This is a genomic window from Paraburkholderia phenoliruptrix, assembly GCF_047325075.1.
GTDB lineage: Bacteria > Pseudomonadota > Gammaproteobacteria > Burkholderiales > Burkholderiaceae > Paraburkholderia > Paraburkholderia phenoliruptrix.
In genome coordinates, this window is record NZ_CP168531.1 from 1,560,110 (window position 1) to 1,585,318 (window position 25,209).

Annotated in this window: 22 protein-coding genes; 13 read left to right on the forward strand and 9 right to left on the reverse strand. The window is 65.5% G+C overall.

The window, feature by feature from the left end; all coding sequences use genetic code 11:
• Positions 1-214: 214 nt before the first annotated feature.
• A complete protein-coding gene (locus ACEN8U_RS19240) occupies positions 215-1,177 on the reverse strand; it encodes a LysR family transcriptional regulator (protein WP_041745603.1) in 963 nt (320 codons plus the stop codon).
• Positions 1,178-1,436: 259 nt separating this feature from the next.
• On the opposite strand from ACEN8U_RS19240, the gene ACEN8U_RS19245 reads away from it, so the two are divergent.
• The 9 genes from ACEN8U_RS19245 to ACEN8U_RS19285 all read left to right on the forward strand — a co-directional run bounded on the left by ACEN8U_RS19245 (position 1,437) and on the right by ACEN8U_RS19285 (position 11,501).
• A complete protein-coding gene (locus tag ACEN8U_RS19245) occupies positions 1,437-2,885 on the forward strand; it encodes a YbfB/YjiJ family MFS transporter (protein ID WP_015003338.1) in 1,449 nt (482 codons plus the stop codon).
• Between the two features lie 150 nt (positions 2,886-3,035).
• Entirely contained in the window at positions 3,036-4,067 is a 1,032-nt protein-coding gene (locus tag ACEN8U_RS19250; protein ID WP_015003337.1) for a threonine aldolase family protein, read from the forward strand.
• A 17-nt stretch (positions 4,068-4,084) separates the two neighbouring features.
• Positions 4,085-4,615 carry an NUDIX domain-containing protein gene (locus tag ACEN8U_RS19255; protein ID WP_015003336.1) on the forward strand — a complete coding sequence of 177 codons (531 nt, stop codon included), beginning with the start codon at positions 4,085-4,087 and terminating at the stop codon, positions 4,613-4,615.
• A 103-nt stretch (positions 4,616-4,718) separates the two neighbouring features.
• The gene (locus ACEN8U_RS19260) at positions 4,719-5,174 is read left to right on the forward strand and encodes an acyl-CoA thioesterase (protein ID WP_015003335.1); all 456 of its coding nucleotides are present in this window, start codon (positions 4,719-4,721) and stop codon (positions 5,172-5,174) included.
• 4 nt (positions 5,175-5,178) lie between these two features.
• Positions 5,179-6,117 carry a branched-chain amino acid ABC transporter permease gene (locus tag ACEN8U_RS19265; RefSeq protein ID WP_015003334.1) on the forward strand — a complete coding sequence of 313 codons (939 nt, stop codon included), beginning with the start codon at positions 5,179-5,181 and terminating at the stop codon, positions 6,115-6,117.
• On the forward strand, positions 6,110-7,432 hold the full coding sequence (locus ACEN8U_RS19270; protein WP_015003333.1) for a branched-chain amino acid ABC transporter permease: 1,323 nt from the start codon (positions 6,110-6,112) through the stop codon (positions 7,430-7,432). The genes ACEN8U_RS19265 and ACEN8U_RS19270 overlap by 8 nt, the downstream gene beginning before the upstream one ends.
• Positions 7,429-8,193 carry an ABC transporter ATP-binding protein gene (locus ACEN8U_RS19275; protein ID WP_015003332.1) on the forward strand — a complete coding sequence of 255 codons (765 nt, stop codon included), beginning with the start codon at positions 7,429-7,431 and terminating at the stop codon, positions 8,191-8,193. The genes ACEN8U_RS19270 and ACEN8U_RS19275 overlap by 4 nt, the downstream gene beginning before the upstream one ends.
• Positions 8,190-8,909 carry an ABC transporter ATP-binding protein gene (locus ACEN8U_RS19280; RefSeq protein ID WP_015003331.1) on the forward strand — a complete coding sequence of 240 codons (720 nt, stop codon included), beginning with the start codon at positions 8,190-8,192 and terminating at the stop codon, positions 8,907-8,909. Before ACEN8U_RS19275 ends, ACEN8U_RS19280 begins: the two co-directional genes overlap by 4 nt.
• Positions 8,910-9,227: 318 nt before the next feature.
• The gene (locus tag ACEN8U_RS19285; protein WP_167330886.1) at positions 9,228-11,501 is read left to right on the forward strand and encodes a hypothetical protein; all 2,274 of its coding nucleotides are present in this window, start codon (positions 9,228-9,230) and stop codon (positions 11,499-11,501) included.
• Positions 11,502-11,519: 18 nt separating this feature from the next.
• On the opposite strand, the gene iolB is transcribed toward ACEN8U_RS19285, so the two are convergent.
• From iolB to ACEN8U_RS19320, 7 genes are all read right to left on the reverse strand, one after another.
• On the reverse strand, positions 11,520-12,320 hold the full coding sequence (gene iolB, locus ACEN8U_RS19290; protein ID WP_041745601.1) for a 5-deoxy-glucuronate isomerase: 801 nt from the start codon (positions 12,318-12,320) through the stop codon (positions 11,520-11,522).
• Positions 12,317-13,264, reverse strand: coding sequence for a myo-inosose-2 dehydratase (gene iolE, locus ACEN8U_RS19295; protein ID WP_015003328.1), 948 nt, complete (start codon positions 13,262-13,264; stop codon positions 12,317-12,319). Before iolE ends, iolB begins: the two co-directional genes overlap by 4 nt.
• Positions 13,265-13,275: 11 nt before the next feature.
• Positions 13,276-15,258, reverse strand: coding sequence for a 3D-(3,5/4)-trihydroxycyclohexane-1,2-dione acylhydrolase (decyclizing) (iolD, locus tag ACEN8U_RS19300; RefSeq protein WP_015003327.1), 1,983 nt, complete (start codon positions 15,256-15,258; stop codon positions 13,276-13,278).
• On the reverse strand, positions 15,255-17,339 hold the full coding sequence (locus tag ACEN8U_RS19305) for a bifunctional 5-dehydro-2-deoxygluconokinase/5-dehydro-2-deoxyphosphogluconate aldolase (RefSeq protein WP_051156755.1): 2,085 nt from the start codon (positions 17,337-17,339) through the stop codon (positions 15,255-15,257). The genes iolD and ACEN8U_RS19305 overlap by 4 nt, the downstream gene beginning before the upstream one ends.
• Before the next feature lie 63 nt (positions 17,340-17,402).
• Positions 17,403-18,245, reverse strand: a complete 843-nt coding sequence (locus ACEN8U_RS19310) for an ATP-binding cassette domain-containing protein (RefSeq protein ID WP_051156754.1) — start codon at positions 18,243-18,245, stop codon at positions 17,403-17,405.
• A 13-nt stretch (positions 18,246-18,258) separates the two neighbouring features.
• Positions 18,259-19,407 (reverse strand): ABC transporter permease, encoded by a 1,149-nt coding sequence (locus ACEN8U_RS19315; protein WP_015003324.1) that lies wholly within the window; start codon positions 19,405-19,407, stop codon positions 18,259-18,261.
• A gap of 139 nt (positions 19,408-19,546) precedes the next feature.
• On the reverse strand, positions 19,547-20,593 hold the full coding sequence (locus ACEN8U_RS19320) for a sugar ABC transporter substrate-binding protein (RefSeq protein WP_013589071.1): 1,047 nt from the start codon (positions 20,591-20,593) through the stop codon (positions 19,547-19,549).
• Positions 20,594-20,836: 243 nt separating this feature from the next.
• Here ACEN8U_RS19320 and ACEN8U_RS19325 point away from each other — a divergent pair, with 243 nt between their 5' ends.
• The 4 genes from ACEN8U_RS19325 (at position 20,837) to ACEN8U_RS19340 (ending at position 24,157) form a co-directional block, all read left to right on the forward strand.
• Positions 20,837-21,718: a MurR/RpiR family transcriptional regulator gene (locus tag ACEN8U_RS19325; protein WP_015003322.1), complete on the forward strand. Its 882-nt coding sequence runs from the start codon at positions 20,837-20,839 to the stop codon at positions 21,716-21,718.
• A complete protein-coding gene (gene iolG, locus ACEN8U_RS19330; RefSeq protein ID WP_015003321.1) occupies positions 21,711-22,730 on the forward strand; it encodes an inositol 2-dehydrogenase in 1,020 nt (339 codons plus the stop codon). The genes ACEN8U_RS19325 and iolG overlap by 8 nt, the downstream gene beginning before the upstream one ends.
• Entirely contained in the window at positions 22,727-23,776 is a 1,050-nt protein-coding gene (locus tag ACEN8U_RS19335; RefSeq protein ID WP_413658619.1) for a Gfo/Idh/MocA family oxidoreductase, read from the forward strand. The genes iolG and ACEN8U_RS19335 overlap by 4 nt, the downstream gene beginning before the upstream one ends.
• A 153-nt stretch (positions 23,777-23,929) precedes the next feature.
• The gene (locus tag ACEN8U_RS19340) at positions 23,930-24,157 is read left to right on the forward strand and encodes a sulfurtransferase TusA family protein (RefSeq protein ID WP_041746333.1); all 228 of its coding nucleotides are present in this window, start codon (positions 23,930-23,932) and stop codon (positions 24,155-24,157) included.
• A 132-nt stretch (positions 24,158-24,289) separates the two neighbouring features.
• Here the strand turns inward: ACEN8U_RS19340 and galU are convergent, their stop codons facing one another.
• Positions 24,290-25,171 carry a UTP--glucose-1-phosphate uridylyltransferase GalU gene (gene galU / locus ACEN8U_RS19345; protein ID WP_041745598.1) on the reverse strand — a complete coding sequence of 294 codons (882 nt, stop codon included), beginning with the start codon at positions 25,169-25,171 and terminating at the stop codon, positions 24,290-24,292.
• Positions 25,172-25,209: the final 38 nt, after the last annotated feature.

The window sequence follows — 25,209 nt, forward strand, 5'->3', positions numbered from 1 at the left end:
GCTGGAATATGAAACAGGCCTGAGCGTGAAGCAACATCCACAGGGTCACGTGGCGCGCCAACTTGCCGGCGCATTACGTGACCCTGCGTTTTTTTTCCGCCGTGACTCCACCGTGACTCCGACTTGGCGCCTGATCGTAAAAGCGTCACGCGCCCGTCTGATGCCGGCGCGTCAGGCCAAGCGCGCGACATCCCGCGGCATGTGAGCAAAAAAATCAGCCGATGTCATCGGCCCCCGCGCTGGCGTGAAGACGTGCATTGGCGAGCGTATCCGTACCCGCGTGCTCCTCATCTTCGGCGTCGCCCATGCCGTTTTGCCCCGTCAGCGTCTGCTTCAGCGCATTGAGCGCTGACGAAAAATGCCCGCGTCGCCAGACGAGCAGCGTGTCCACTGCGCCGATGTCGGGCAGATCGTGCACGGCGATATTGCTTGCATCCGCAGCCAATCCCAGCACGGAGCGGGGCGCCACCGCGACACCCGCCCCGGCGGCCACGCAAGCCACGATGGCGTGGTACGAGCCGAGTTCCAGCACCCGAGCCGGCCTCACGCCGTGCTCCAGATACCATTTCTCGATATAAGCCCGGTACGCGCAGCCGCGCTCGAACGCCACCAGTGTCGACAGCGCGACGTCGCGCACTTCGCGAATCGGCCGATGCCCGCGCGGAGTCAGCATGACGAGCTCCTCCGTGAACACCGGCACAGTCTCGAACAATTCGCCGAGGCTCGTCGGGTCGAGCGGGGTGGCGACGAGCGCGGCATCCACCTCGAATTCGCGCACCCGCTCGATCAGTTTGCCGGTCGTGCCGGTCTCGAGTTCGAGCGCCACATCGGGCCATTTCTGGTGATAGCGGGCGAGCAGGCCGGGAAGACGCGTCGCCGCAACGCTTTCCATCGTGCCGAGACGCAGGCGTCCGCTCGGGCGGTCCGCGCGCACCGCGTGCCGCGCTTCGTCGGCGAGAGCGAGTAGCCTTTCGGCATAGGGCAGGAGCGTCTCGCCGGCGGGCGTCAGCACGAGGCGCCGCCCGTCGCGGATGAAAAGCTCGGCCCCGAGTTGCTCTTCGAGCTGCTTGATGCGCGTGGTGACGTTCGACTGCACGCGGTTGAGCTTCGCGGCGGCGCGCGTCACGCCGTTCTCTCGCACAACGGCCCGAAATATCGTCAAGGCGGCCAAGTCCACAATTCTCTCCTTGCGATGGATAGTATCCAAATTATTCATTTTCCATGATTGAAACGTCAAGCTAATATGAGGTGGTCCGCTGGAATCCGGGCTGCCTGGAGGCTTTCCGCGGCTCCCGGCGGGTGGTCGCAGCAGCGGCGGGTGCATTCCATCGCATCTGATTGCCTCGCACTGCCTTGCACGGCCGACGGTCCCTGCGATTGCCGTGCGATCCCCGCACGGTGTCCTCCGCTTCTTCAATTTTCGTGAATAGCTGGCCATGAACGATCTCGCTTCCCACGCCGAACGCATTCCGGCCGAGCCGCGCGCGGCCCGGCGCGCCGCGCTTGCAGCCGCGCTCGCCTGCATGGTGACGCTCGCCGTCGCACTCGGCGTCGGGCGGTTCGCGTTCACGCCGCTCCTGCCGCTGATGCTCCACGGCGGCGCGTTCGGTCAGCCGCCCATCGACATTCAGCATGGCGGCTGGCTCGCGTCCTTCAATTACGCGGGCTACTTCCTCGGCGCGCTCACCTGCGCGGCGTTGCGCGTCGAGCCCGCGCGGATGGTACGCGTGGGGCTCGCGCTGACGGTGCTGCTGACGCTGGCAATGGGCGTCACGAGCCAGTTCTGGGTCTGGGCGGCGGTGCGTTTCGTCGCCGGGGCGGTCAGCGCGTGGACTTTCGTGTTCGCGTCGCAGTGGGGCTTGCGGCGGCTCGCGGAACTTGGTCAGCCGGCATGGAGCGGCGTGATTTACACGGGGCCTGGCGTGGGCATCGTCGGGACCGGGTTGCTCGTGAGCGCCGCGGGCGGTTATGGCGCGACGGCGGGATGGATCGGCTTCGGTTTGATTTCGGTGGTGCTGGCGGCGATTGTCTGGCCCGCGTTTGGCGCGGCGGCTGCGTCGGATCGCGAAACGGCTCGGCGCGGTTCAGCGGAGTCCGTCAAAGCCGGGCGCGATGGTCAATCGGCCCGCGCGGGGCAAGCGGGCGCCACTCAAGCGACTGGCCGCGCCTTCCCGTCGAACCCGGACCCGGTGACGGCAGATGCACGCACAAGCACAGGCGCAAGCACAAGCGCCCCAAACCATGCCGCGGCCGCGATACACCGCGAGGCAAGCCACCCCGCAATCGACAAGCTCACCCCCACCCATCGCGCGGACGCCTTCTGGCTCGTTGTTCTCTATGGTGTGCCCGGCTTCGGCTACATCATCACCGCGACGTTTCTGCCGGTGATCGCGCGCCATGCGTTGCCCGGCTCGCCGTGGCCGGACCTGTTCTGGCCGATGTTCGGTGCAGCGCTGATCGTCGGTGCCCTGCTGGCCGCGCGCCTGCCGCTGCACCTCGACAACCGCGTGCTGCTGGCCGGCAGCTACGTGTTGCAGGCTGTCGGTATCGCGCTTGGCATCATCTGGCCGACGGCGGGCGGTTTTTCGCTGGGAAGTATCCTGATCGGCGTGCCGTTCACCGCAATCACGCTCTTCGCGATGCGTGAGGCGCGGCGTCTGCGCGGCAACGAGGCGGCCGGTCTCATGGGCTACGCGACGGCCGCCTACGGCCTCGGCCAGATCGTCGGCCCACTGGTGGCCGCGCCCATTGCCGCGCGCACCGGCTCGTTTTCGCCCGCGTTGTGGCTCGCGGCGGGCGCGCTGCTGCTGGGCGCGGCGGGCCTCGTCGTCGTCGCGCGGATGCCTCGCGGACGGGGGCGCATGCCGGATTGCGGCTGCGCCTGAGCCGGGGTGGCGGCCGTGGCGCCTGAGCCCCCCGAGCCCCCCGAGCCCGCCGAGCCCCCTAACCCCCCACCGTGGCAAAACAACGCAGGCGCACTAAAATGACCGCTTTCCGTCATCCCCGCGCGTCTGTCGCCGGTCGCGCCGCCCGTCATGCAACATTTCGCGTCCGACAACTATGCCGGCATCTGTCCCGAAGCGCTCGACGCGCTGATCGCCGCCAACAACAGCGGCCACGAGCCGGCCTACGGCGACGACTCCTGGACGAGCCAGGTGTGCGACCGTCTGCGCGAACTGTTCCAGACCGACTGCGAAGTGTTCTTCGTGTTCAACGGCACGGCGGCCAACTCGCTTGCGCTTGCGTCGCTCTGCCAGTCCTATCACTCGGTGATCTGCCATGAGCTCGCGCACATCGAAACCGACGAATGCGGCGGCCCGGAGTTCTTCTCCGGCGGCTCGAAGCTGCTGACGGCGGCGGGCGTCGGCGGCAAGCTCACACCTGATGCGATCGAGGCGGTCGTCACGCGCCGCGCGGACATCCACTATCCGAAGCCGAAAGTGGTCACGCTCACGCAGTCGACGGAAGTCGGCACCGTCTACACCGTCGAGGAAATCCGCGCGATTGCGGCGATCGCCAAGCGGCGTCATCTGAAGGTGCATATGGACGGCGCGCGCTTCGCGAACGCGGTCGCCGCGCTGGACGTGCATCCTTCGGAAATCACCTGGCGAGCCGGCGTCGATGTGCTCTGTTTCGGCGGCACGAAGAACGGCTTGCCGGTGGGCGAGGCGGTGGTGTTCTTCGACCGTGCGCTCGCCGCCGACTTCGCCTACCGGCTCAAGCAGGCGGGTCAGCTTGCGTCGAAAATGCGCTTCATTTCCGCACCCTGGCTCGGCCTGCTCGATAACGACGTGTGGCTGCGCAACGCGCGTCACGCGAACGCAATGGCCGAGCGGCTGCAAACGCGCTTGCAGGAAATTCCCGGCGTGAGCATCATGTTCCCGCGCGAGTCGAACGCCGTGTTCGCGCAGTTGCCGGTGCAAGCCGCCAAGGCGATGCGTGCGCGCGGCTGGAAGTTCTACGAATTCATCGGCGCGGGCGGTTGCCGGCTGATGTGCGCGTGGGACACGCAGCCCGAGACAGTCGAGCGCTTCGCGGCGGAAGTCCGCGAGTTGTGCGCGGCATAAAAAAACCAACCTCCACCATGACCGACTACCGATTTTGCCCGCGCTGCGCGACGCCCCTCATCGAGCGCGCCGACGCCGAGCATGAAGGCGGCCGCATCCGCCAGACCTGTCCCGATGCGCAATGCGGCTACGTCCACTGGAACAATCCGCTGCCGGTCGTCGCGGCCATCGTCGAATACGAAGGCAAAATCCTGCTCGCGCGCAACGCCGCGTGGGCAGAAGGCGTGTTCGCGCTGATCACGGGCTTTCTCGAAAACGGCGAGACGCCGGAAGAGGGCATTGCGCGCGAAGTGTGGGAAGAAACGTCGCTGCACGCGGAGTCGGTCGAACTGATCGGCGTGTACGAATTCATCCGCAAGAACGAACTGATCATTGCGTATCACGTGAAAGCGCACGGCACGGTTTCGCTGTCGCCGGAACTGCTCGAATACCGCCTCATCGAGCCGGCGAAGCTGCGGCCGTGGCGCGCGGGCACCGGCCAGGCGCTCGGCGAATGGATGCGGCGACGCGGCCTGCCGTTCGAATTCGTCGACAAGCCGGGGCAGTAAGCGTGCGCGTTCGTCAGCTTCGCCTCGCAAGCCAACGAGACGCCGCCGCGCTTCGCGCAAAGCCTGAGCCCAGACCGTAGCCCACCCATCCGAGCCCACGCCGATGTCCAAACCCGCACCCACCGCGCGCAGCGCGTACCCGCACTTCCTGACCATCACCACGCGCTGGATGGACAACGACGTCTACGGCCACGTGAACAACGTGGTCTATTACAGCTACTTCGACACGGTCGTGAACGAGTATCTGATCCGCGTCGGCGTGCTCGATTTCGAGCGCGGCGCGACCATCGGACTCGTGGTCGAAACACACTGCAATTACTTCGCGCCGCTGGTGTTTCCCGAGCGCGTCGACGCAGGCCTGCGCGTCGCGCGGCTCGGCGGTTCCAGCGTGCGCTATGAAGTCGGCCTGTTCCGGGAGGGTGACGACGAAGCCGCCGCCCAGGGACACTTCGTGCATGTGTACGTGGACCGCGCGACGCGCCGGCCGGTGAATCTGCCTGACGCGCTGCGCGCGGCGCTTGTGCCGCTCGGCGTCGCCGGCAATGCGGCGGCGGACTAGACACGTGCAGTCGCTCGTCATCAATCTGCTGAACGGAATCAGCTTCGGGCTGCTGCTGTTCATGCTGTCGGCCGGCTTGACGCTGATTTTCAGCATGCTCGGCTTGCTCAACTTCGCGCACGCGAGCTTTTATATGCTCGGCGCTTACGTCGGCTATTCGGTCGCGGCGCGAGCCGGTTTCTGGGTGGCGCTCGTGGTCGCGCCGCTCGTCGTCGGATTGATCGGCGCGGCGCTCGAGCGGTGGCTGCTGAGGCGCGTGCGCAGTCACGGGCATCTCGCCGAGTTGCTGCTGACGTTCGGCGCGGCGTATGTGATCGGCGAACTCGTCAAACTCGGCTGGGGGCTGAGCCCGCTCGGCGCGAATGTGCCGGCGGCGCTCGACGGTCCGCTCTTCACGCTGTACGGCGCGAGCTTCGCGCGTTATCGCGCGTTCATGATGGCGGTCTCGCTCGTCATGCTGGCGCTGTTGCACGCGGTGCTGCGCGTGTCGAAGACGGGCCTCATCGTGCGCGCGGCGCTCACGCACGCAAGCGCCGTCGAAGCGCTCGGCCACAATGTGCCGCGCGTCTTCACCGGCGTGTTTGCGGCAGGCACGGCGCTCGCGGCACTGGCCGGCGTGATCGGCGCGCCGCTTTCCGTAATCGAACCGGCGATGGCCGAATCGCTGGGCTCGATCGTGTTCGTCGTCGTCGTGATCGGCGGGCTCGGATCGCTCGGCGGCGCGCTGGCGGCATCGCTGCTGATCGGCTGTGTGCAGACGCTGGCAGTGGCGAGCGACCTTTCGCTCGGCGACGTGCTCGCCGCATTCGATGCTTCTCTGCCGAGCGAATGGGACGCGCTGACGCTCGCGCAGCTTGCGCCGCTGATTCCGTATCTGCTGCTCGTCGCGATGCTGGCGCTGCGCCCGCGCGGACTGTTCGGACGGCGCGACGACCATGCGTGAACTGTTCAGGCCGACCACGCGAGTCGGGACGGCAACGCCCGCGGCCCGTGCGCGACCCGAAGCCGCGCGCAGGCACCGTCTCTTGCCGTGGCTCGCGCTGGTCCTGCTGCTGGCGCTGCCGCCTCTCGTCTCGCAGCAAAGCTGGCTGCTCGCCTACCTCGCGCAGACGGCGACGATGATCGTGTTCGCGCTTTCGTACAATCTGCTGCTGGGCGAAACAGGGTTGCTATCGTTCGGACATGCGGCGTATGCCGGCCTCGGCGCGCTGATTGCCGCGCAGGCGTTCAACCGGGCCGACGTGCCGCTTGCGCTGCTGCCGCTGATCGGCGGAATCGGGGCGGCGCTATGTGGCGTGCTGCTCGGCTTCATAGCGACGCGCCGCGCGGGTACCGCTTTCGCCATGATCACGCTCGGCATCGGCGAACTCGTTTCCGCCGCCGCGTGGAGCTTGCCCGACTGGTTCGGCGGCGAGGCCGGCGTCGCCATTGACCGCGCAAGCGGGCCCACGTTCGGCGCGTGGACCTTCGGCCCGGCGCGCGAAGCCTACACGTTGATCGCGCTGTGGTGCCTGCTTGCAAGCGCGGCCATGTTTGCGCTCTCGCGCACACCGTTCATGCGCCTTGCCAACGCGGTCCGCGACAACCCGGCGCGCGCGGCGGCAATCGGCTGCTATCCGCGCCGGATTCGTCATGGCGTCGTCGTCATGTCGGCGTTTTTTGGGGGCGTCGCGGGCACGCTCGCGCTGATCAACGTGGAGCTGGTGTCGACGGAAAGCGTGAGCATGGTGCGCTCCGGCTCGGTGCTGATTGCGACGGTGATCGGCGGCACGGGTGCTTTTTTCGGGCCGGTCGCGGGCGCGGTCGTGCTGACGTTTTTCAGCGTGGCGGTGGCCAGCGTCACGCGGGCGTGGCTCTTTTATCTCGGGCTGTTGTTTATCGTGATCGTGGTGACCTCGCCCGATGGGCTCGCCGGCTTCGTCGAGCGGCATGCGGCGCGGCTCGCGCAGTGCGGCTGGCGTGCGTGCGCGGCTGTCTATGTGGCCGGCGCGGCTGCGCTTGTGCTGTGGAGCGCGGCCGTCGTGCTGGCGGTGCAGTGGGCCTACGCCGTGCAATTCGGCGCGGACGAAGGCGCCGCACTGCGCGTCCCGGCAGGGCCTTCGCTTGTGTCGTTCGTGTTGGCGTCACCGTGGCGGCTCGCCGTCGCGGTCGGCGCGCTGGTTGGCGGCGGCGCGCTGGCGGCGCTTGCGGCAAACCGCGCGCAAACCCGGCTGGCCGCGCGCACCCGCGCGCTGCAAAACACCGGAGACGCACGATGATCCCGGCGCTCGCGCTGTATGGCGTCGCAAAACGCTTCGGCGCCACGCAGATTCTGCGTGGCGTGAATCTCGCGATCGAGCCCGGCGAACGGCATGCGCTGATCGGTCCGAACGGTGCGGGCAAATCGACGCTGTTCAATCTGATCGCCGGCGGCGCGCGGCCGAACGCGGGACGCATCGATCTGTTCGGCGCGGAGATCACACGGCTTGCGCCGGCGGCTATCGCGCGCCGCGGCCTCGCGCGCAGTTTCCAGAGTACGAGCGTGTTCGGGCGCCTCTCCGTGTTCGACAACCTGCGCTGCGCCGCGCTGCTCGCGGAGCGCGACCGTCTGCGCTGGTGGCAGCGTTTCGCGGGTTCGTCCACGGTCGATGCACGCGCGTCACAGGTGCTCGAAGCCGTCGGCCTCGGCGATCGCGCTCGCGACGAGGCGGCCACGCTTAGCTATGCAGAACAACGCGCGCTCGATCTCGGCATCGCGCTCGCGGGCGGCGCGCATACCTTGCTGCTCGACGAGCCGACCGCCGGCATGAATCGCGCGGAAGCGGCGCGCACCATCGAGCTGATCCGCGAGACCACCGCAGGCCGCACACTGCTGATGATCGAGCACGACATGGACGCCGTCTTCGCGATCGCCGATCGTATTTCAGTGCTTGTACAAGGGCGCATTATCGCAACCGGTGCGCCTGCGGCGATTCGCGCGGACGCCGCGGTGCGCGCTGCCTACCTCGGCGAAGGTTTCGACGAAGGAGGCGGCGCATGACGCCATTACTCGACATTCGCGGACTCGACGCGTGGTACGGCCCGAGCCAGGCCTTGCACGGCGTGAGCCTGCGGATCCACGCGGGCGAAGTGCTCGCGCTTGTCGGTCGCAACGGTTCGGGCCGCTCCACGCTCGCGCGCGCGATCATGGGCCTCGTGCAACGCGACGGCGAATTACGCTTCGCGGGCCGCTCGCTGGCCGGGCTGCGGACCTTTGAGATCGCGCGACTCGGCATCGGTTATGTGCCGGAGCATCGCGATGTATTTCCCACGTTGAGCGTCGGCGAGAACCTGCAACTCGGCATTGCGCCCGGCGATGGCCCTCGCGCTCGCACGCCGCGCTTTTCGCTCGACGACGCATACACGCTCTTTCCCGTGCTGCGCGAGCGCAAGCGCACGCGGGCGGGCGCGCTGTCGGGCGGCGAGCAGCAAATGCTCGCGCTCGCAAGGGCGCTGCTTCGCGATCCCGATCTGCTGGTGATCGACGAACCCGGCGAAGGCCTCGCGAGCCTCGTCATGCAGCAGGTCGCGCAGTGTCTGCGTGTGCTGCGCGAGCGCGGCATGGCGATGCTCCTGATCGAGCAGCGCCTCATCATGGCGCGGGACATGGCGAGCCGCGTCGCGGTGATGGGGCACGGCGAAATCGTCTTCGAAGGCGAGCTCGACCAGTTCCTGCAGCGCACCGATGTGATGCGCGATTGGCTCGGCGTGGGTTGAACCGGCTCTCGTGAGCTTTCTTCGCTCGCCCGCCCGGCGGTCCGACGTCGCGCCGGAAAAACGGCGCGGTAATTAGCGTTTGAATCTTTGTCGCCGGCACCCGGCTTGCGCCCAGCGCACGCGGCTTCGCAGCGGTTCGTTACCGCGATTCAAACGCTTGATCGTTTGGTGAGCGTCCTCCAGAAATCTTGTCGGCAGCGCGCGGACAAATAAAGACAATCATTCGAAGACGCGCGGCGACACCCGTCGCGGGTTCAGGGAGGAGACATCATGAAAGAGACCGGCGCTTTCGACGGCAGGCCCGCTTGCGAGCTGTGTATGGCACCCAGGCGTGGATGGCGCATGCCGCTTGTCGCGGGTACCGTGCTGCTCGCCGCGGCCCTGTGCATGTCGGCGTGCGCCGATGCGAGTTCGACGGCAAGTGCGACGGCAAGTGAAACGGCGGGCCCGGCTTCAAAAGCGGCGAGCCCGGCTCCGCAAGCGGCGACCCGCGCAGACGCACAAACTGCAAGCACCTCAGCCGCGCAGTCCGCGTCATCGCCACGTCCCGCGATCGAAGCTGCAAAAGCCAGACAACTCGCCTTCGAACAAGGCATCGCGGCACGCGTGCCGTCGGCAAGCGGCATGAGCGTCACGCGCAGCCGCGCGCTGACGCTGCGCGACTCGGGCATCGACGGCTCGCTGATGTTCGCGCGCGATGTCGACTTTCGCGTGACCGGCGACATCGGCTTCATGATTCACGACATGGCAGCGACGCTCGTGCCCGCGCATGCCGGCGAGCCCATCGTATTCGACGACCCGACGAGCGTGACCATCGACGTGCATCGCGGCGAGGTCACGCTCGACAGTGCGAAGCTGACGGCGATTTTCAACCGCTATCTGTTCCAGTATCAGGGCTCGCCGCTGCGCAATATGCGTGTCGTGCCGCAGGACGGCGGCAGCTTGCGCATCACCGGCGAGATGCATCGCGGCTCATGGGTGCCCATCGCGCTCGCCGGATCGCTCGCGATGCGCGGCGCCGACGAACTCGTGTTCCATGCCGATCACATCGAGGTCGCGGGCGTTGCCGCCGACAGATTGATGCAGGCCGCGCACGTGAAGATGGCCGATCTGCTGAAAGTGGATACGCCGATTGCGCGGCTCGACGGCGACGACGTCGTGATGCAGGTCGCAAAGCTGACGCCGCCGCCTGCGCTGCGCATGCGGATCGCGACCATCGTCACGAGTGCGGCGGGCGTGCGCTTCACGCTCGACGACGGCACGCTGCAGCACATCGACTGGCCCGCGACCATGCCCGCGCGCGGCATGCTGGTGCAAGGCGGCGACGTGAAATTCATGCGCTCGATGCCGATGAATATCGACATGGCGTTGACGCCGCTCGACGCGAGCGTGCCCTTCGTGCTCGATCTGTATCACTATCGCGAGCAGATGGCTGCCGGCTATTTCACATTCGACGAAGCCGGCGCGCTCGACGTGCACCTGCCTTCCTACGCGACGCTCGCCAGCGCGGCGAAACAAGCGCCGCTGCAAGTGGGCAGCGCGAGTGCGCGCTTTAACGACAGCTTCATTCGCGCGCAGCAGGCGGCGCTTGCCGAGGCGCGGCTCGTGTGGCAACGCGTGCCGCAGAGTCTGCAAGCCGCGTGGGCGGCGCGCGCGAAGCCTGTCAGCCTGCGCACGGCGTTTTCGCGTGCGACAAAGGGGGAGGGGATTCGAACCCCTGCACCTCGCGACGAGCGGCATTCGCTCGGCCCGGCTCCGCTTATTCACGTCGAGAACGTCGACTTCTACGTGGCCGGGCGCATCGGCTTTCATGTGCGCTCACTCGACGCGCAAATGATCCAGAAGACAGCGGGACAGCCGGTCGATCTCGACGATCCCGCGCAGTACGACATCCGCATTATCGGCGGCGAGGTGGTCGAGCCGTGGCCGGCCATGGCCGCGCTGTTCAACGACTATCTGCTCGATTACGAGCCGCGCTCGCTCAACGACCTGCAATTGAAGCCCATGGACGGCAAGCTCGAAGTCACGGGCGGCATCAAACTGTGGAATCACTTCCCGGGCATCTGGCTGCCGACGACGATGAGCGGCACCCTTGTCGCGCGAGACGAGCGGCATCTCGTCTATGAGCCGACCTCCGTAAAAGTGCTGGGCGTGCCGCAGGCCGGACTGCTGCGCGCGCTCGATATTCCACTCGCCTCGTTGACGCCCTTCGCGCGCAAGGGCGTGGTGTTGCAAGGCAACGAACTCGTCTTTGATCAGTACACCGTATTTCCGCCGCCTGTGTTGCAAGGTCGGCTCGCCAGCGCGACGGTGACCGACGAGGGCCTCGTGCTCAAATTCAGGCGCGACGCCGGTGCAGCGGTCGCGAAGCCGCCGCCCAACGCTGCAAAGAGCTATGTATGGATCGAGTCCGGCGACGTCAAGATGTTCAACTCGCTCGTCACGAACGCGCGGACCTTCATTCAGGACAGCTCAAATTCCGGCGCGATGAAGTTCGATCTATATGGTTATCGCCGGGATGTGGCAAAAGGGACTGTACGAATGGGCACCGACGGTGCGCTCGCTGTGGATCTCGCCGCGCGCAGCCAATGACGCGGCGAGCCGTACCGCTCAATCTTCCTTGTTGATGATCCACTCGTGCGCGGGATCGTTGCGGAAATGCCAGACCCGCTGTGCACCCGCCATCACGTTCAGATAATACGAATCGTAGCCATAAGGCACGACGACGGGATGATAGCCGCGCGGCACCATCACGACGTCGTGATCCTCGACCGCCATGGATTCGTCGATGTCGCGCATGTCCGTGTACACGCGCTGAAACGCAAAGCCCTGCGGCGGGTTCAGCCGATGGTAGTACGTCTCCTCGAGCGAACTCTCGTGCGGCACGTTGTCCGTGTCGTGCTTATGCGGCGGATAGCTCGACGCATGCCCGCCCGGCGTTCGCACCTCGACCACCAGCAGCGACTCGGCCGGTTCGGTTTGCGGAAGAATGTCGCATACGTATCGCGTATTCAGGCTCTTGCCGCGCGTCGAGCGCTTCATCGAAGAGGGCTCGATCAGGCGCGCGGGCAACTCGCCTTTTGCAGGCGCACTCGCCACGCCGATCTCGGCATCGCGGCAGGCACGCACCGCGGCGCGCACGCCGGGCGGCAAATAGACCGCATACGGCGCCGCGTCTTCGAACACGCTGTCGCGCGAACCGAGCGAGGTCCATTTCGCGTCCGGCGTTTCGATGTCCACCGCACCCGCGAGCACGACAATGCAAACTTCGCGCGACGGTTCGAAAACGTGCACGACTTCGCTCGCGCCGAGGCGATAAGCGGCAAAGCCGACGTATCGCCAGCACGCCGATTCAGGTGTCACTCGCGCGATCGTCTGGCCCTCGCGCTCGGCCTTCACCAATAGACTCATGCTGCCTCCTGCGTGTTCTGCGGGTTGCGCCCGGCATCGTTGCCCCTCGTTCCGGGCGGCGCATCGACGAGCGCGCGCAATGTTCTGAAGCCCTTTTGCGCGTATTCGAACGACGGCGCGACGACCGGGTCCTGCTCGGCCTCCACCACGAGCCAGCCCGAATAACCATGCTGCTTCAGACGCGCGATGATCGACGGAAAATCGACCGCGCCGTCGCCCGGCACGGTGAAGGCGCCTGCGATCACCGCGTCGAGAAAGCTCCAGTTGCGGTTGCGCGCGAGCCTCATGACGGCAGGGCGCACGTCCTTGCAATGCACATGGCAGACGCGGCCGATGTGCTTATCGAGCACGCTGATCGGATCGCCGCCTGCAAACGTGATGTGTCCCGCGTCGAACAGCAGGCCGACGGCGTCGCTCGTGCGCGACATCAGCTGATCGACGTCGGCGGGCGTTTCCACATAGGCGCCCATGTGATGATGGTACGCAAGCCGCACGCCGCGGCTTAACGTATAGCGCGCGAATTCGTCGACGCGGGCGGCATACGCGGCCCATTGCGCGTCGCCGAAAAAACGCGGCCGTTGATACAGCGGCTTCGGCGCGCCCTGAATCGAATCGGCCACCTCGCCATATACCATCACAGTCGCGCCGTTTTGCGCGAGGAGGTCGAGATGCGGACCGACTTCGGCGATTTCGTCTTCGACACTGCGCCGCGCGAGGCGGCCCGAATACCATCCCGAGACAAGCGCGAGATCGTATTGCGCGAGCAGCGTCTTCAAAGCCTGGGGCTCACGCGGAAACTTGTTGCCGAGTTCGAAGCCCTGATAGCCGATCTGGCGACCCTCCGTGAGCGCGACGTCGAGCGGCGTCTCGCCGCCGAGCGAGGGCAGGTCGTCGTTCATCCACGACAACGGATTGATGCCGATGCGTACGTTGAAAGCGGTCATGCGAGCGATCCTCAGTCGTTATGGGCGTTGGCGTTGGCGTTGTCGTTGCAGTTGCGGTTGCCGCGGGCCGCGATCTGCGCGTCGTAATGGGCCCGCGCGTCGCGCACGCTCGCTCGCGGCGATACTTCGGGCACCGCGACCTCCCACCACCAGCCGCCCTCCGTGGTGGTGCGCGCGGGGTCGGTATCGATGCTGATGACGTAGGTGCCATCCGCGGCGCGCGCACGTTGCAGCGCGGCCTCCAGTTCGCCGATATTCGCTGCGTGTTCGGCAAGCGCTCCCAGCGCTCGCGCGTGTGCGGCGAAGTCGATGCGCGGCGCGCCGAGCGGACCTTGCATGCAGTCTTCGAGCAGATTGTTGAACGGCGCACCGCCGCAGGCCTGCTGCAGCCGGTTGATGCAGCCGTAGCCGCGATTGTCGAGCACGACCACGATCAGCTTCGCGCCGAGCATCACCGAGGTCGCGATCTCGCTGTTCATCATCAGATAGCTGCCGTCGCCCACCATCACGATCACTTCGCGCTCGGGCCGTGCCAGCTTTGCGCCGAGGCCGCCCGCGATCTCATAGCCCATGCACGAGTAGCCGTATTCGACGTGATACGCGCCGGGCCTCGCCGCGCGCCACAGCTTGTGCAGTTCCGCGGGCAAAGTGCCGGCTGCGCACACCACAATGTCGTTCGCCGCCGAGTCGGCGGCCGAACGTTGCACGGCGCCGATGACATCGCCCTCGTAGGGCAGCACGGCAGCGCTCTGCGGCGCATGCGTGAGTGCGTACACCGTGTCGCGCCAGGTTGCCGCGAGTTCGTGCGCCTTCGCGGTCCATGTGCGATCCGCATGCCAGTCTTGCAGGCCCGCATTGAGCGAGTCGAGTGCCTCGAGCGCAAGGCGCGCGTCTGCTTCGACCACGAGCGCACGATGCTTGAGGCCGTCGAATGCATTGGCGTTGATGCCGATCACGTCCGCCTGCGTAAAAAGCGTATTGGAGCCGGTCGTAAAGTCCTGGAGGCGCGTGCCGAGCGCGAGCACGCAATCGGCCTCGCGCGCGAGCGCATTCGCAGCAGGCGAACCCGTCACACCCAATGCACCCACGTTCAACGGATCGTCCCAGGCGAGCGATCCCTTGCCCGCCTGCGTTTCCGCGACCGGAATGCCGTGCGCGGCGGCGAAGCGTTGCAGCGCGTGAGTCGCGCGGCCGTACAGCACGCCGCCGCCCGCGACGATCAACGGACGCTGCGCTCGCTGCAGGCGTTCAATTGCAGCGCTGATTTCGTCGATGCGCGGCGCGGGCGAATAAAACGTCACGACGCGCGGCGCGAAGAAATCGACGGGGAAGTCCCACGCCTGCGCCTGCACGTCTTGCGGCAACGCGAGCGTGACGGGGCCGCACGACGCGGCATCGGTCAGCACGCGCAGTGCGCGCGGCAGCGCACTCAACAATTGCGCGGGGTGCACGATACGGTCGAAGTAGCGCGATACGGGCTTGAACGCGTCGTTCGCGGAGACGCCGCCGTCGTAGAAATCTTCGACCTGCTGAAGAACGGGATCCGGCGCACGTGAAACGAAAATGTCGCCGGGCAATAGCAGCACCGGCAGACGGTTCACATGCGCGAGCGCGGCGGCGGTCAGCAAATTAGTTGCGCCCGGTCCAATGGACGTCGTGACCGCCATCATGCGGCGGCGGAAATGCGCTTTCGCATACGCAATCGCGCTATGCGCCATCGCCTGTTCGTTGTGCGCGCGCAGCGTGGGCAATGCGTCGCGATGCTGATACAACGCATCGCCCATGCCCGCCACATTGCCATGACCGAAGATCGCGAACACGCCGCCGAAGAGCGGCTCGGTGCCCGTCCCGTCCTCCGTCGCAACGCGTTGCGCGGCCAGGTGGCGCACGAGCGCTTGCGCGGTGGTCAGGCGGATCGTGTCGCCCGGCACCGCGCCGCTCGCGGATGTCGCTGCGTGCTGCTCGCCCTGATGATCTGAAAAGCGCTGGTTCATGCAGCCTGCTCCTGATGAACATGCGGATTGGCATCGCGCCTGGCAGCGGCGGATTCGCGCGCCGCGCGCCACGATGCGATCAGCGTTTCGAAAGTGCGGCGTACGCGCGCGATCAATTCGTCGTCGCCAATTTCACCGGCGAGCCACGCATGGCTCGGCTCGTGGAAAATCGTGCGGCCCACGGTGAAGCCGCGGCACGTCGACGAGCGCGCCGCCGCGCGAAAGCCCTCGTTCAACTGCTCGACGCCCGCTGACAAACCGAGCAGCACCACGCCGCGGCAATACGGATCGCGTTCCGCGATCAATGCGTCGACGCCGCGCCATTGCGCCTCGTCCATCGGTTCGAGCTTCCACCACTCCGGGTAGATGCCGATGTTGTAGAGGCGCTTCAACGCGCGGTACACCACGTCCGGTGCTTGCGGCAAGTTCGCGTGCTTCGGCGGAATCACTTCGAGCAGCAGTTCGTGGCCGCTTGCCTGCGTCGCATCGTAAAGCGCGCGCAATTGTGCTTCCTGTTCGAGACGCTGTTCGACGGGTTCGTCGGGATGAAATTGCACGAGGCATTTCGCGACATGTTCCTGCGGCCACGTCACGAGCGTCGTGCCCACCGAACGACCATGATCGAACACGAGCGGCACGGAGCCGGGCAATTCCACCGGACGGCCAATCCACCAGCCGCGGCCGGTGGCAGCGTTGAGCGCGTCCTGGCCATATCGGTCGTCGATCAGCACGCCGATGCGGCCTTGCAGGCCCAGTGCGTTTTCGGTCTGCGCGACCGCATCGACGAAAAGGCCTTTGAGCCTGGCGATACGCGCCTCGCTTGCGCCCGTCTGCTGCGCAAGTTCGAAGAACTGATTGCGATGGTCGAACGCAAAGCCGAGCACTTCGGGCCACGGCTTGCGCGCGGGCGTCACCCGATGCAGGCGCGCCAACGTCGCGTCGCGATCCGGGCGGCGCATGCGTTCGGGATCAGCTTTCGCCTCGCGAAGGAAGTACTCGAGTTCGGCGGGCGTCGGCATGGCCGGCGCACACGCGTGACGCGAGACGACGAGTGCGCCGCTGGCGTTCGCGGCGCGCGCGCAGGCGTCGAGTGGTTGATCGCGCAACCATCCCGAGAGAAAGCCCGAGGCGAATGCATCGCCCGCGCCCAGCACGTTCAGCACTTCGACTTCCACGCCGCCGTGAACCGGCACGTCGTCTAGCGAAGCGGGCACCTTGCCGTCGAAGATCTGGCAGCCGAGTGGCCCGCGCTTGAGCACGAGCGTGGCGGGCGTGACCGCGCGCACCATCGCGAGCGCGTCGGCGAGTTCGCTCTTGCCGCCGGCAATGCGGAACTCTTCCTCAGTGCCGATGACGAGATCGAACAGCGGCAGAATGCGCTGCAAATGCGCGGTGACGCCTTCGCTCGCGACAAAGCGCGTTTCGCCGTCCGCCTTGCCGGTGAGGCCCCACAGCACCGGGCGATAGTCGATGTCGAGCACGGTGCGCACCTGGTTGCGCCGCGCATAGTCGAGCGCGCGGCGGCTGGTGCGGTTCACCTGCTCGGTGGAGAAATGCGTGCCGGTGATCAGCAGCGCTTTCGACGACGCGATGAATGCCTCGTCGAAATCGGCTTCGTCCACGGCCATGTCCGCGCAATTCTCGCGGTAGAAGATGAGCGGAAACGTATCGCGGTCCTTCAGTCCGAGCAGCACGAGGGCGGTCAGACGCTCCTGATCGACGCGCACGTGGCTCACGTCGCAGCCTTCCTTCGTCAAGGTCTCGGTGAGAAAGCGGCCCATATGGTCGTTGCCGACGCGCGCGAGCATGGCTGCTGCCAGCCCGAGACGCGCGCAGCCGAACGCGATATTCGCGGACGAACCGCCGAGATATTTGGCGAAGCTCGACACGTCCTCGAGGCGCGCGCCGACCTGCTGCGCGTAAAGGTCGACGGCGACGCGGCCAAGGCACACGATGTCGCGGCTGCGGCCCGGCGCGAAGCGGCTGCCGGTGTTCGCGCCGGAGACGCCTGCGCCCGCGCTTTCATGCGCTGCGCGCGGGGTCTGCGCCGGCATGCCGCTGAATGTACTGGAATGAGCCATGAATAGTCCTGAATGACGGAGCGCGGCAGCCGGTGCCACGGCAGCAGCCGCCGCGCGAATGAATCAGATCGTTGCGCCTTCGAGTTCGCCGATCATCTTCTGCATCTCGGCGCCGCCCGCCATCATGTCGAGCACTTCATCCTTGCTGATGGTCTCCTTGGTGAACGTGCCGAGGGATTTGCCGCGATTGAGCAGCGTGAACGAGTCGCCGATCGGATACGCGTGGTGCACGTTGTGCGTGATGAAAATGACCGAGATGCCCTTCGCGCGCGCCTTGTGAATCAGCTTCAGCACGTTGAAACTCTGCTTCACGCCGAGCGCGGCGGTCGGTTCGTCGAGAATCAGCACGCGGGCGCCGAAGTGAATCGCGCGCGCAATCGCCAGACACTGCTTTTCGCCGCCCGACATGGTGCCGATCGGCTGATGCGGATCGCGCACATTGATACCCATTTCGGCCAGCTTGTCGCGCGCGGTGGTCGCGCTCGTTTCCAGATCCATGACGTTCAGGAGACCGAACAGTTTCTTTTGCGGTTCGCGTCCCATGAAGAAATTGCGCGCGACGGAGAGGAGCGGCACGAGCGCGAGATCCTGATAGACGGTGGCAATGCCGAGGTCCAGCGCGTCTTTCGGCGACTCGAACAGCACCGGCTTGCCGTCCACGAGATACTGGCCCGACGACGGCTGATGCACGCCGGCCAGCGTCTTGATGAGCGTCGACTTGCCCGCGCCGTTGTCGCCGAGCAGGCAGTGCACTTCGCCGCGCCTCAGGCGCAGCGTCACGCCGCTTAGCGCAATGACCTTGCCGAAGTACTTGCTGACGTTTTCCAGCGCGAGGATCACGTCGTCCTGAGGTGCGGCGGCCGCCGCCACCGGCGCTTCATGGGGCATAGGGTTCGTATCGGACATGGTCGTCTCCTCGTTACGATTGCGACACGCGACGGCGCACGTAGTGGTTGAACAGCACCGCGATCAGCAGCATCACGCCGAGGAATACGCGGAACCAGTCGGAGCTGACATTCGTATAGGTGATGCCGATCTGCACCACGCCGAAGATCAGCGCGCCGAAGCAGGCGCCGACCACCGATCCATAACCGCCCGTGAGCAGCGTCCCGCCGATCACCGCGGCGATGATCGCTTCGAATTCCTTCTGCAAGCCGCGGTCGGCCGCCGCCGAGCCGATGTCGCACACTTGCAGCACGGCGAAGAGGCACGAGCAGAATGCGGTCAGCACGAACAGCAGAATCTTCACGCGACGCACCGGAATGCCGACGTTCTTGGCTGCATTGGCGTCGCCGCCGACCGCGAGAATCCAGTTGCCGGCGCGCGTTTTCGCGAGTACGAACGCGCAAATCGCGGCGAGGCCGAACCACCACAGAATCACCTTCGGAATGCCAGGCACGAGCGCGTGGCCGTTGTCGAGCAGCGTGCCGATGCCGTGATGCGCGAGCATCGTGAAGAGGCCTTTCAGCGCAACGCCGTGAAAGAGCGCGTTGGCGAGCCAGTCCTTTTGTGCGAGATCGCCGACGCCGGAGACGATGGTGCGGTCGGCGAACATGATCGACAGCGCGAGCGTGAGGCCGCGCAGAATGAACAGGAAAGCGAGCGTGACGATGAACGACGGCAGCCGCGTGCGCATCACGAGATAGCCGTTGAGCGCGCCGAGCAGCATCGAGCCGGCGAATGCAAACAGGATGGCAAGCGAAATAGGCCAGTGAAAATAGACAGTCGGGATCGCGACCATCATGCCGGCAAAGCCGATCATCGAGCCGATGGAAAGGTCGAATTCGCCCGCGATCATCAGCAGGCACGCGCCGACCGCGAGGATGCCGAGGTAAGCGGACACCTGCGACCAGTTCATCACGCCGTCGAGATTGAACATGCCGGAGCTGCCGGCTGTGAGCGCGAAAACGAGAAACACCAGTACCGCGCCGGAAATCGCGGCGAATTCGGGGCGGTTCAGCAAATGACCGAACCAGGATTCCTTGCGCACGCGCTCGTCGGTATCGGGGCGCGGCCCGGCGCTGTTCGAATCGACGTGCGGTGGAAAGTGTTTGCCGGCTACACCCATGATGTCTCCTTGGAGCCGGCTGTGCGTCTGGGCAGCGGGAACGCGGTGCGAGAGCGACAGCCGGTGAAATGCGCGCTGGCGGCGAAGCCGCCCGGCGGGAGCGAAGCCCGCCGCGCGCGTGACTAGCTAGGAAAAAGAATCAGCGGTACTGCCCCGCGTACTTGATGACCTTGTCGAGGTTGTCCTTCGTGATGAAGCCCGGACCCGAGCGAATGTTCTTCGGCCCATACGACGGCGCGAGACCGTAAGTGGCGAGCCGCGCCTTGAACTTCGGATTCGCTTCGAGGATCTGGCGGATTTTCGCCGGGTCGGTGGTGTGGTCCTTCTTCACGATGGCGAGCACGGCGACCGGGATGTAGCCCTGCAGATAGGGCTGCTGATCGATCGCGAACTGGATCGTGCCGTTCTGAATGGCCTTGGCGATGTCGTCGGAGAAGTCGAACGTGCAGAAATAGATCTTGCCGGCGAGGCCCATTTGCTGGACCGCTTTCAAGGTGGCCGAGGCGGGCGTCGGTCCCAGTGTGAGAATCGCGCCGGTGTTCGGATGATTGCGCAAATAGGCGCTCACCTTCGACTGGATTTCGGTCGGGTCCTGGCCGGAATCGATGGTGGAGGCCTTGTAGTCGACGCCGAGCGCGTCCGCGAAACCGCGGCAACGGTCGAACGAAACGGTGTTGGTCGCAATGTGGTTCACGCACAGAAACGACTTCACGCCGGCGGCTTTCGCTTTCTCGCCCGCGGCTTTGCCCGCCACATATTCGGGTTGGCCCACGTGCATGATCGCGCCGAGTTGCGCGCTCTGTTCCTCGGTGCCGGAATTGATCGTGACGAGCGGAATCTTCTTGGCCGTGACCTTGTTGATGGAGCTCTTCAGCACGTCGTAATCGGCGATGGTGACGATCACGCCGTCGTAGTTGCGCGCCGCGGCCTGTTCGACGAGTCGTGCCATATCGGCGATGTCGCCGTTGGGCGGATTGCGATAGTCGGTCTCGACGTTGAAGTCTTCGTCCGCCTGCTTGATCGCGTTCTTGATGGTGTTCCACCACGAATCGGAGTCCGGCGCGTGGCTGATCAGCACGAAATGAGCGTCGGCCGCGCGGGCGGCCGAGGCCGCTCCGAATCCCGTTGCCAACGTCAATGCCGTCACCAGAACCCTGAGCGTAGCCTTGCCCTTGCAAAGTCTCATGTCTCCACCTTTCTCGGTCTGTCGTTATTGAAGGGAGCGACGCACGTTCGCCGAAGCGCCATCGCTCACAACCAAGATTAGGTCATCTTCGAGGGTGGTGCAACAGAAATTTCACGGTGAATAAAAATGGAAAATACGTTCCATTTATGCGGTGCGCTGCCTATAATCGGCAACGTCAACCTGCCGTGCGGCGCGCCTTTGTGACGCTCTGCCGCACTGCGATAAAGCACGAAAGAGAGAGCCATGGCGGAAGACAGCACGGAAGAATTGCCGAGCGTCGAAGAATTGATGCAGCGCATCGCGGAAAACTACGAGGCGCTGCCGCGTCAGTTGAAGAATGTCGCGACGTATATCGAGCAGCATCGCGCGAGCGTGATGGTGGATCGCACGAGCGATATTGCCGCGAGCTGCGGTGTGCATCCGTCGGCGGTGGTGCGCTTTGCGCAGCGCTTCGGCTTTTCCGGATTCTCCGACTTGCAGGCGGTGTTCCGCCAGGCTTACACGGGGCAGGGCGCGTCCTCGCCCAGTTATCAGCAGCGCATTCGCAAGCTGATCGACGAAAAGCCGGGCGCGCTGTCCGGCGGAGCGGTGGCGCGCGAATTCATTGCGGCTTCGCGCGGCGGCCTGGAAGAACTCGAAGCGGGCCTCGACGACAAGCAGTTCGACGCCGCCGTCAAGATGCTGCAGCAGGCGGACAACCTCTATGTGATCGGCGTACGGCGCTCGTTTCCGGTGGCGAGCTACATCGTCTATGCGTTGCAGCACACGCCCAAGCGTGTGCATCTCGTCTCCGGTTTCGGCGGCATGTATCGCGAGCAGATTCGCAGCGTGAAAAAGGGCGACGTGGTCATCGCTATCAGTTTCGCGCCCTATGCAAAAGAAACGCAGTATTGTCTGCGCGTCGCGCATCATCATCAGGCTAAGACGCTGGTTATTACGGACAGCCAACTATCTCCGCTCGCGCGCTACGCCAGCACCCAACTGTATGTGAAAGAGGGCAGCGCCTTCGCGTTCCGCTCGCTCACCAGCACGATCTGCCTGTGCCAGGCGCTTTTCATCGCGCTTGCGTACAAGCTCGAATTGAACGTGGAAGAATCCAAAGACACTGGAGGATACGATGACTGACGCAGCAAAACCCATCGACGTCGCGGTCTTCGGCGCGGGCCGCATCGGCAGGATTCATGCGGCGAATCTCGCGCGGCAGCCGGGCGTGCGGCTCAAATATGTGGTCGATGTGAACCGCGAGGCGGCCGCGGCGCTGGCCGCCGAGCACGGCGCGCAGGTGGCGGATATCGACGGCGCCATGGGCGACGCGTCGGTGGGCGCCACGGTGATCTGCTCGAGCACCGACACGCATGCCGACCTGATCGTGAAGTCGGCCGCGCAGAAAAAGCATGTGTTCTGCGAGAAGCCGGTGGACCTCACGCTCGAACGCGCGCGTGTCTGCGCCGATGCGGTGCAACGCGCGGGCGTGGTGTGCATGATCGGCTTTCAGCGGCGCTTCGACCCGACGTTTTCCGCGCTGAAGGCGCGTCTCGACGCGGGCGAGATCGGCACGCCGGAAATGCTGGTCGTGACGAGCCGCGATCCGGGGCCGCCGCCCGTCGAGTACATTCGTCATTCGGGCGGCATCTTCAAGGACATGCTGATTCACGACTTCGACATTTTCCGCTGGATTCTCGACGACGACGCCGACACGCTGCATGCCACCGGCAGCTGCCTTGCCGATCCGGCGATTGCCGACGCGGGCGACATCGACTCCACCGCGGTGACTATTCGCACGAAGCGCGGCCGTCTGTGCCAGATCAACACCGCGCGCCGCGCCGCGTACGGCTACGATCAGCGCTTCGAAGTGCTCGGCAGCACGGGCATGCTGCAAGCAGGCAATGTGAGGCCCACCGAAGTGACGGCGTATTCGAAGACCGAAGTGTCGAGCGACGTGCCGGAGGCGTTTTTCCTCGAACGTTACCGCGCGGCCTACGCGCTCGAAATCGCGCATTTTTTCGACGCCGTGACGCAAGGCAAGCCGGTGCGCACGACTGTCGCCGACGGCGTGAAGGCGCTCGAACTCGCCGAGGCCGCCACACGGTCGTGGCGTGAGGGCCGCGCGGTGAAGCTCGATGAGGACGCACGATGAGCGCGCCGACGGCGAGCACACAGCGGCTTCGCGTCGGCGTGGTGGGCCTCGGGCGGCTCGGCAAGCGTCATGCGGAGAATCTCGCGTATCGCGTGCCGGGCGCGGAACTGGTCGCCGCGTGCAGTCCGCTCGACGACGAGCGCGCATGGGCGCGCGAGGCCTTGCCGGCGCCGCGTCTTTACGACGATTACGCGCAGCTGCTCGACGACAGCGCCGTGGACGCGGTGTGGCTCGTCACGCCGTCGTCGCTGCACGCGCAGCAGATCGTGGACGCCCTGCGCGCGGGCAAGCACGTGTTCTGCGAAAAGCCCTTGTCGCTCGATCTCGCCGAATGCGAGCGCGTGCTGGCCGAGGCCGAGCGCTTTCCGCATCTACAGGCGACGATCGGCTTCATGCGGCGTTTCGATCCGAGCTACAAGGACGCGTTCGACAAGATCGCGGCAGGCGCGATCGGCAGGCCGTTTCTGGTGCGCTCGCAGACCACCGACAAAAACGATACCGACGGTTTTTTCGTGCGCTTCGCGGCGACCTCGGGCGGCATCTTCCTGGATTGCACGGTGCACGACATCGACGTCGCGCGCTGGCTGCTCGGCAAGCCGCGCGCGCCCCCCGTGTTCGCGGCGGGCGCGGTCGCGCTGCACGAAGGTCTGCGTGAATTCGGCGATGTCGACAACGGTGTGGCGATCTGCGAATTCGAGGGCGGCAAGCTCGCGATGTTCTACGCGTCGCGCACCCAGGCGCACGGCAACGATACGCACAGCGAAGTGATCGGCACGGCCGGCGCGCTCGCAATCGGCCGCAATCCGCGCGCGAATCGTGTGGAGATTGTCGATGCGTCCGGCATTCGCAACGAGTGCACGCCGACTTTCTTCGATCGGTTCGAGGAAGCGTTCCTGCACGAGGCGCGTGCTTTCGTCGCGGCGGTGCAGGGCGGGGCTGGGGCGCAGCGCGAGGCCGGCGCGACGCTCGCCGACGCGCTCGAAGCCACGCGGATCGGCAATGCGTTGCGGCAGTCGCTGCACAGCGGGCAGGCGGTGACGCTATAGCGCTTTCCTGACCGTGCGGCGACGCTATGGGCGGCGTGGTTCGCGGCGTTGGCGTCGACGGCCACCGGCAAGCCGGCTGCGGCTGCGGTAGAATTTGACCCTCTGTCCGGCGTCGCATACGGCGCCTTGTCCCGAAGGTCATCGTCGATGCAAATTCAGATTCACAAGGAAGTCGATGCGCGCGGGCTGATGTGCCCGCTGCCCATCCTGCGCGCCAAGAAGGCGCTTGCCGATATGGAAAGCGGTCAGATTCTCAAGGTGCTCGCCACCGACCCCGGCTCGCAGCGCGACTTCGCCGCGTTCGCGAAGCAGACGGGCAACGAGATCGTCGAAAGTTCGGCGCAAGACAAGGTGTTCACGTTTTTGATGAAGCGTCGCTGAAATTTCGCTCAAGAGTACTCGGAAAGCTGACGCGCTCAAACAAAAGGCGCTGTGCCCGCGAAAGCGGAGCACAGCGCCTTTTTTACGTGAGCCCGACGCGAGGGCGGCGGGCCTCTCTGCCTCAAACGCCGCTTAGCCTTCCAGCACCGGCGAACGCGTACGCAGATATTCCTCGAAATCCGCAGCCACTTCCGGATGGCGCAGCGCGAATTCCACCGTCGCCTTCAGATAGCCGAGCTTGCTGCCGCAGTCGAAACGCGTGCCGTGATACTTGTATGCGAGCACCTGTTCGTCGGCGAGCAGCGACTGGATGGCGTCCGTGAGCTGCAGTTCGCCGCCCGCGCCCGGCTTGAGGGAACGGATGTGGTCGAAAATGCGCGGCTTCAGCACATAGCGGCCCACCACGCCGAGATTGGACGGCGCGACGCTCGGCTCCGGCTTCTCGACGATGCCCGACATCTTGATGATCGAGTCTTCCCATTCCTTGCCGTCGACAATACCGTACGACTTGGTGTCCTGCGGCGGGATTTCTTCGACGCCAATCACGGAGCTGTGATAGTGGTCGAACACCTCGATCATCTGCGTCATGACGGGCGGCGTGCCGTACAGCAGGTCGTCCGCGAGAATCACGGCGAACGGATTGTCGCCCACCAGCTTCTCCGCGCACAGCACCGCGTGGCCGAGGCCGAGCGCTTCGGGCTGACGTACGTAGAAACAGTCGACGTGACTCGGCTTGATGCTGCGCACGAGTTCCAGCAGCTTGTCCTTGCCGCGTGCCTCGAGCTCGGCTTCGATTTCGTATGACTTGTCGAAATGGTCCTCGATCGCCCGTTTACTGCGGCCCGTGACGAAGATCATTTCGGTGATGCCGGCCGCCATGGCTTCTTCCACCGCGTATTGAATCAGCGGCTTGTCGACGATCGGCAGCATTTCCTTCGGGCTTGCCTTCGTGGCAGGGAGGAACCGGGTGCCAAGACCTGCTACCGGAAATACCGCCTTTGTAACTTTTAGCATGTGATTTACCCTGAGTCCTCTGGTTTAGCTATCAGTCC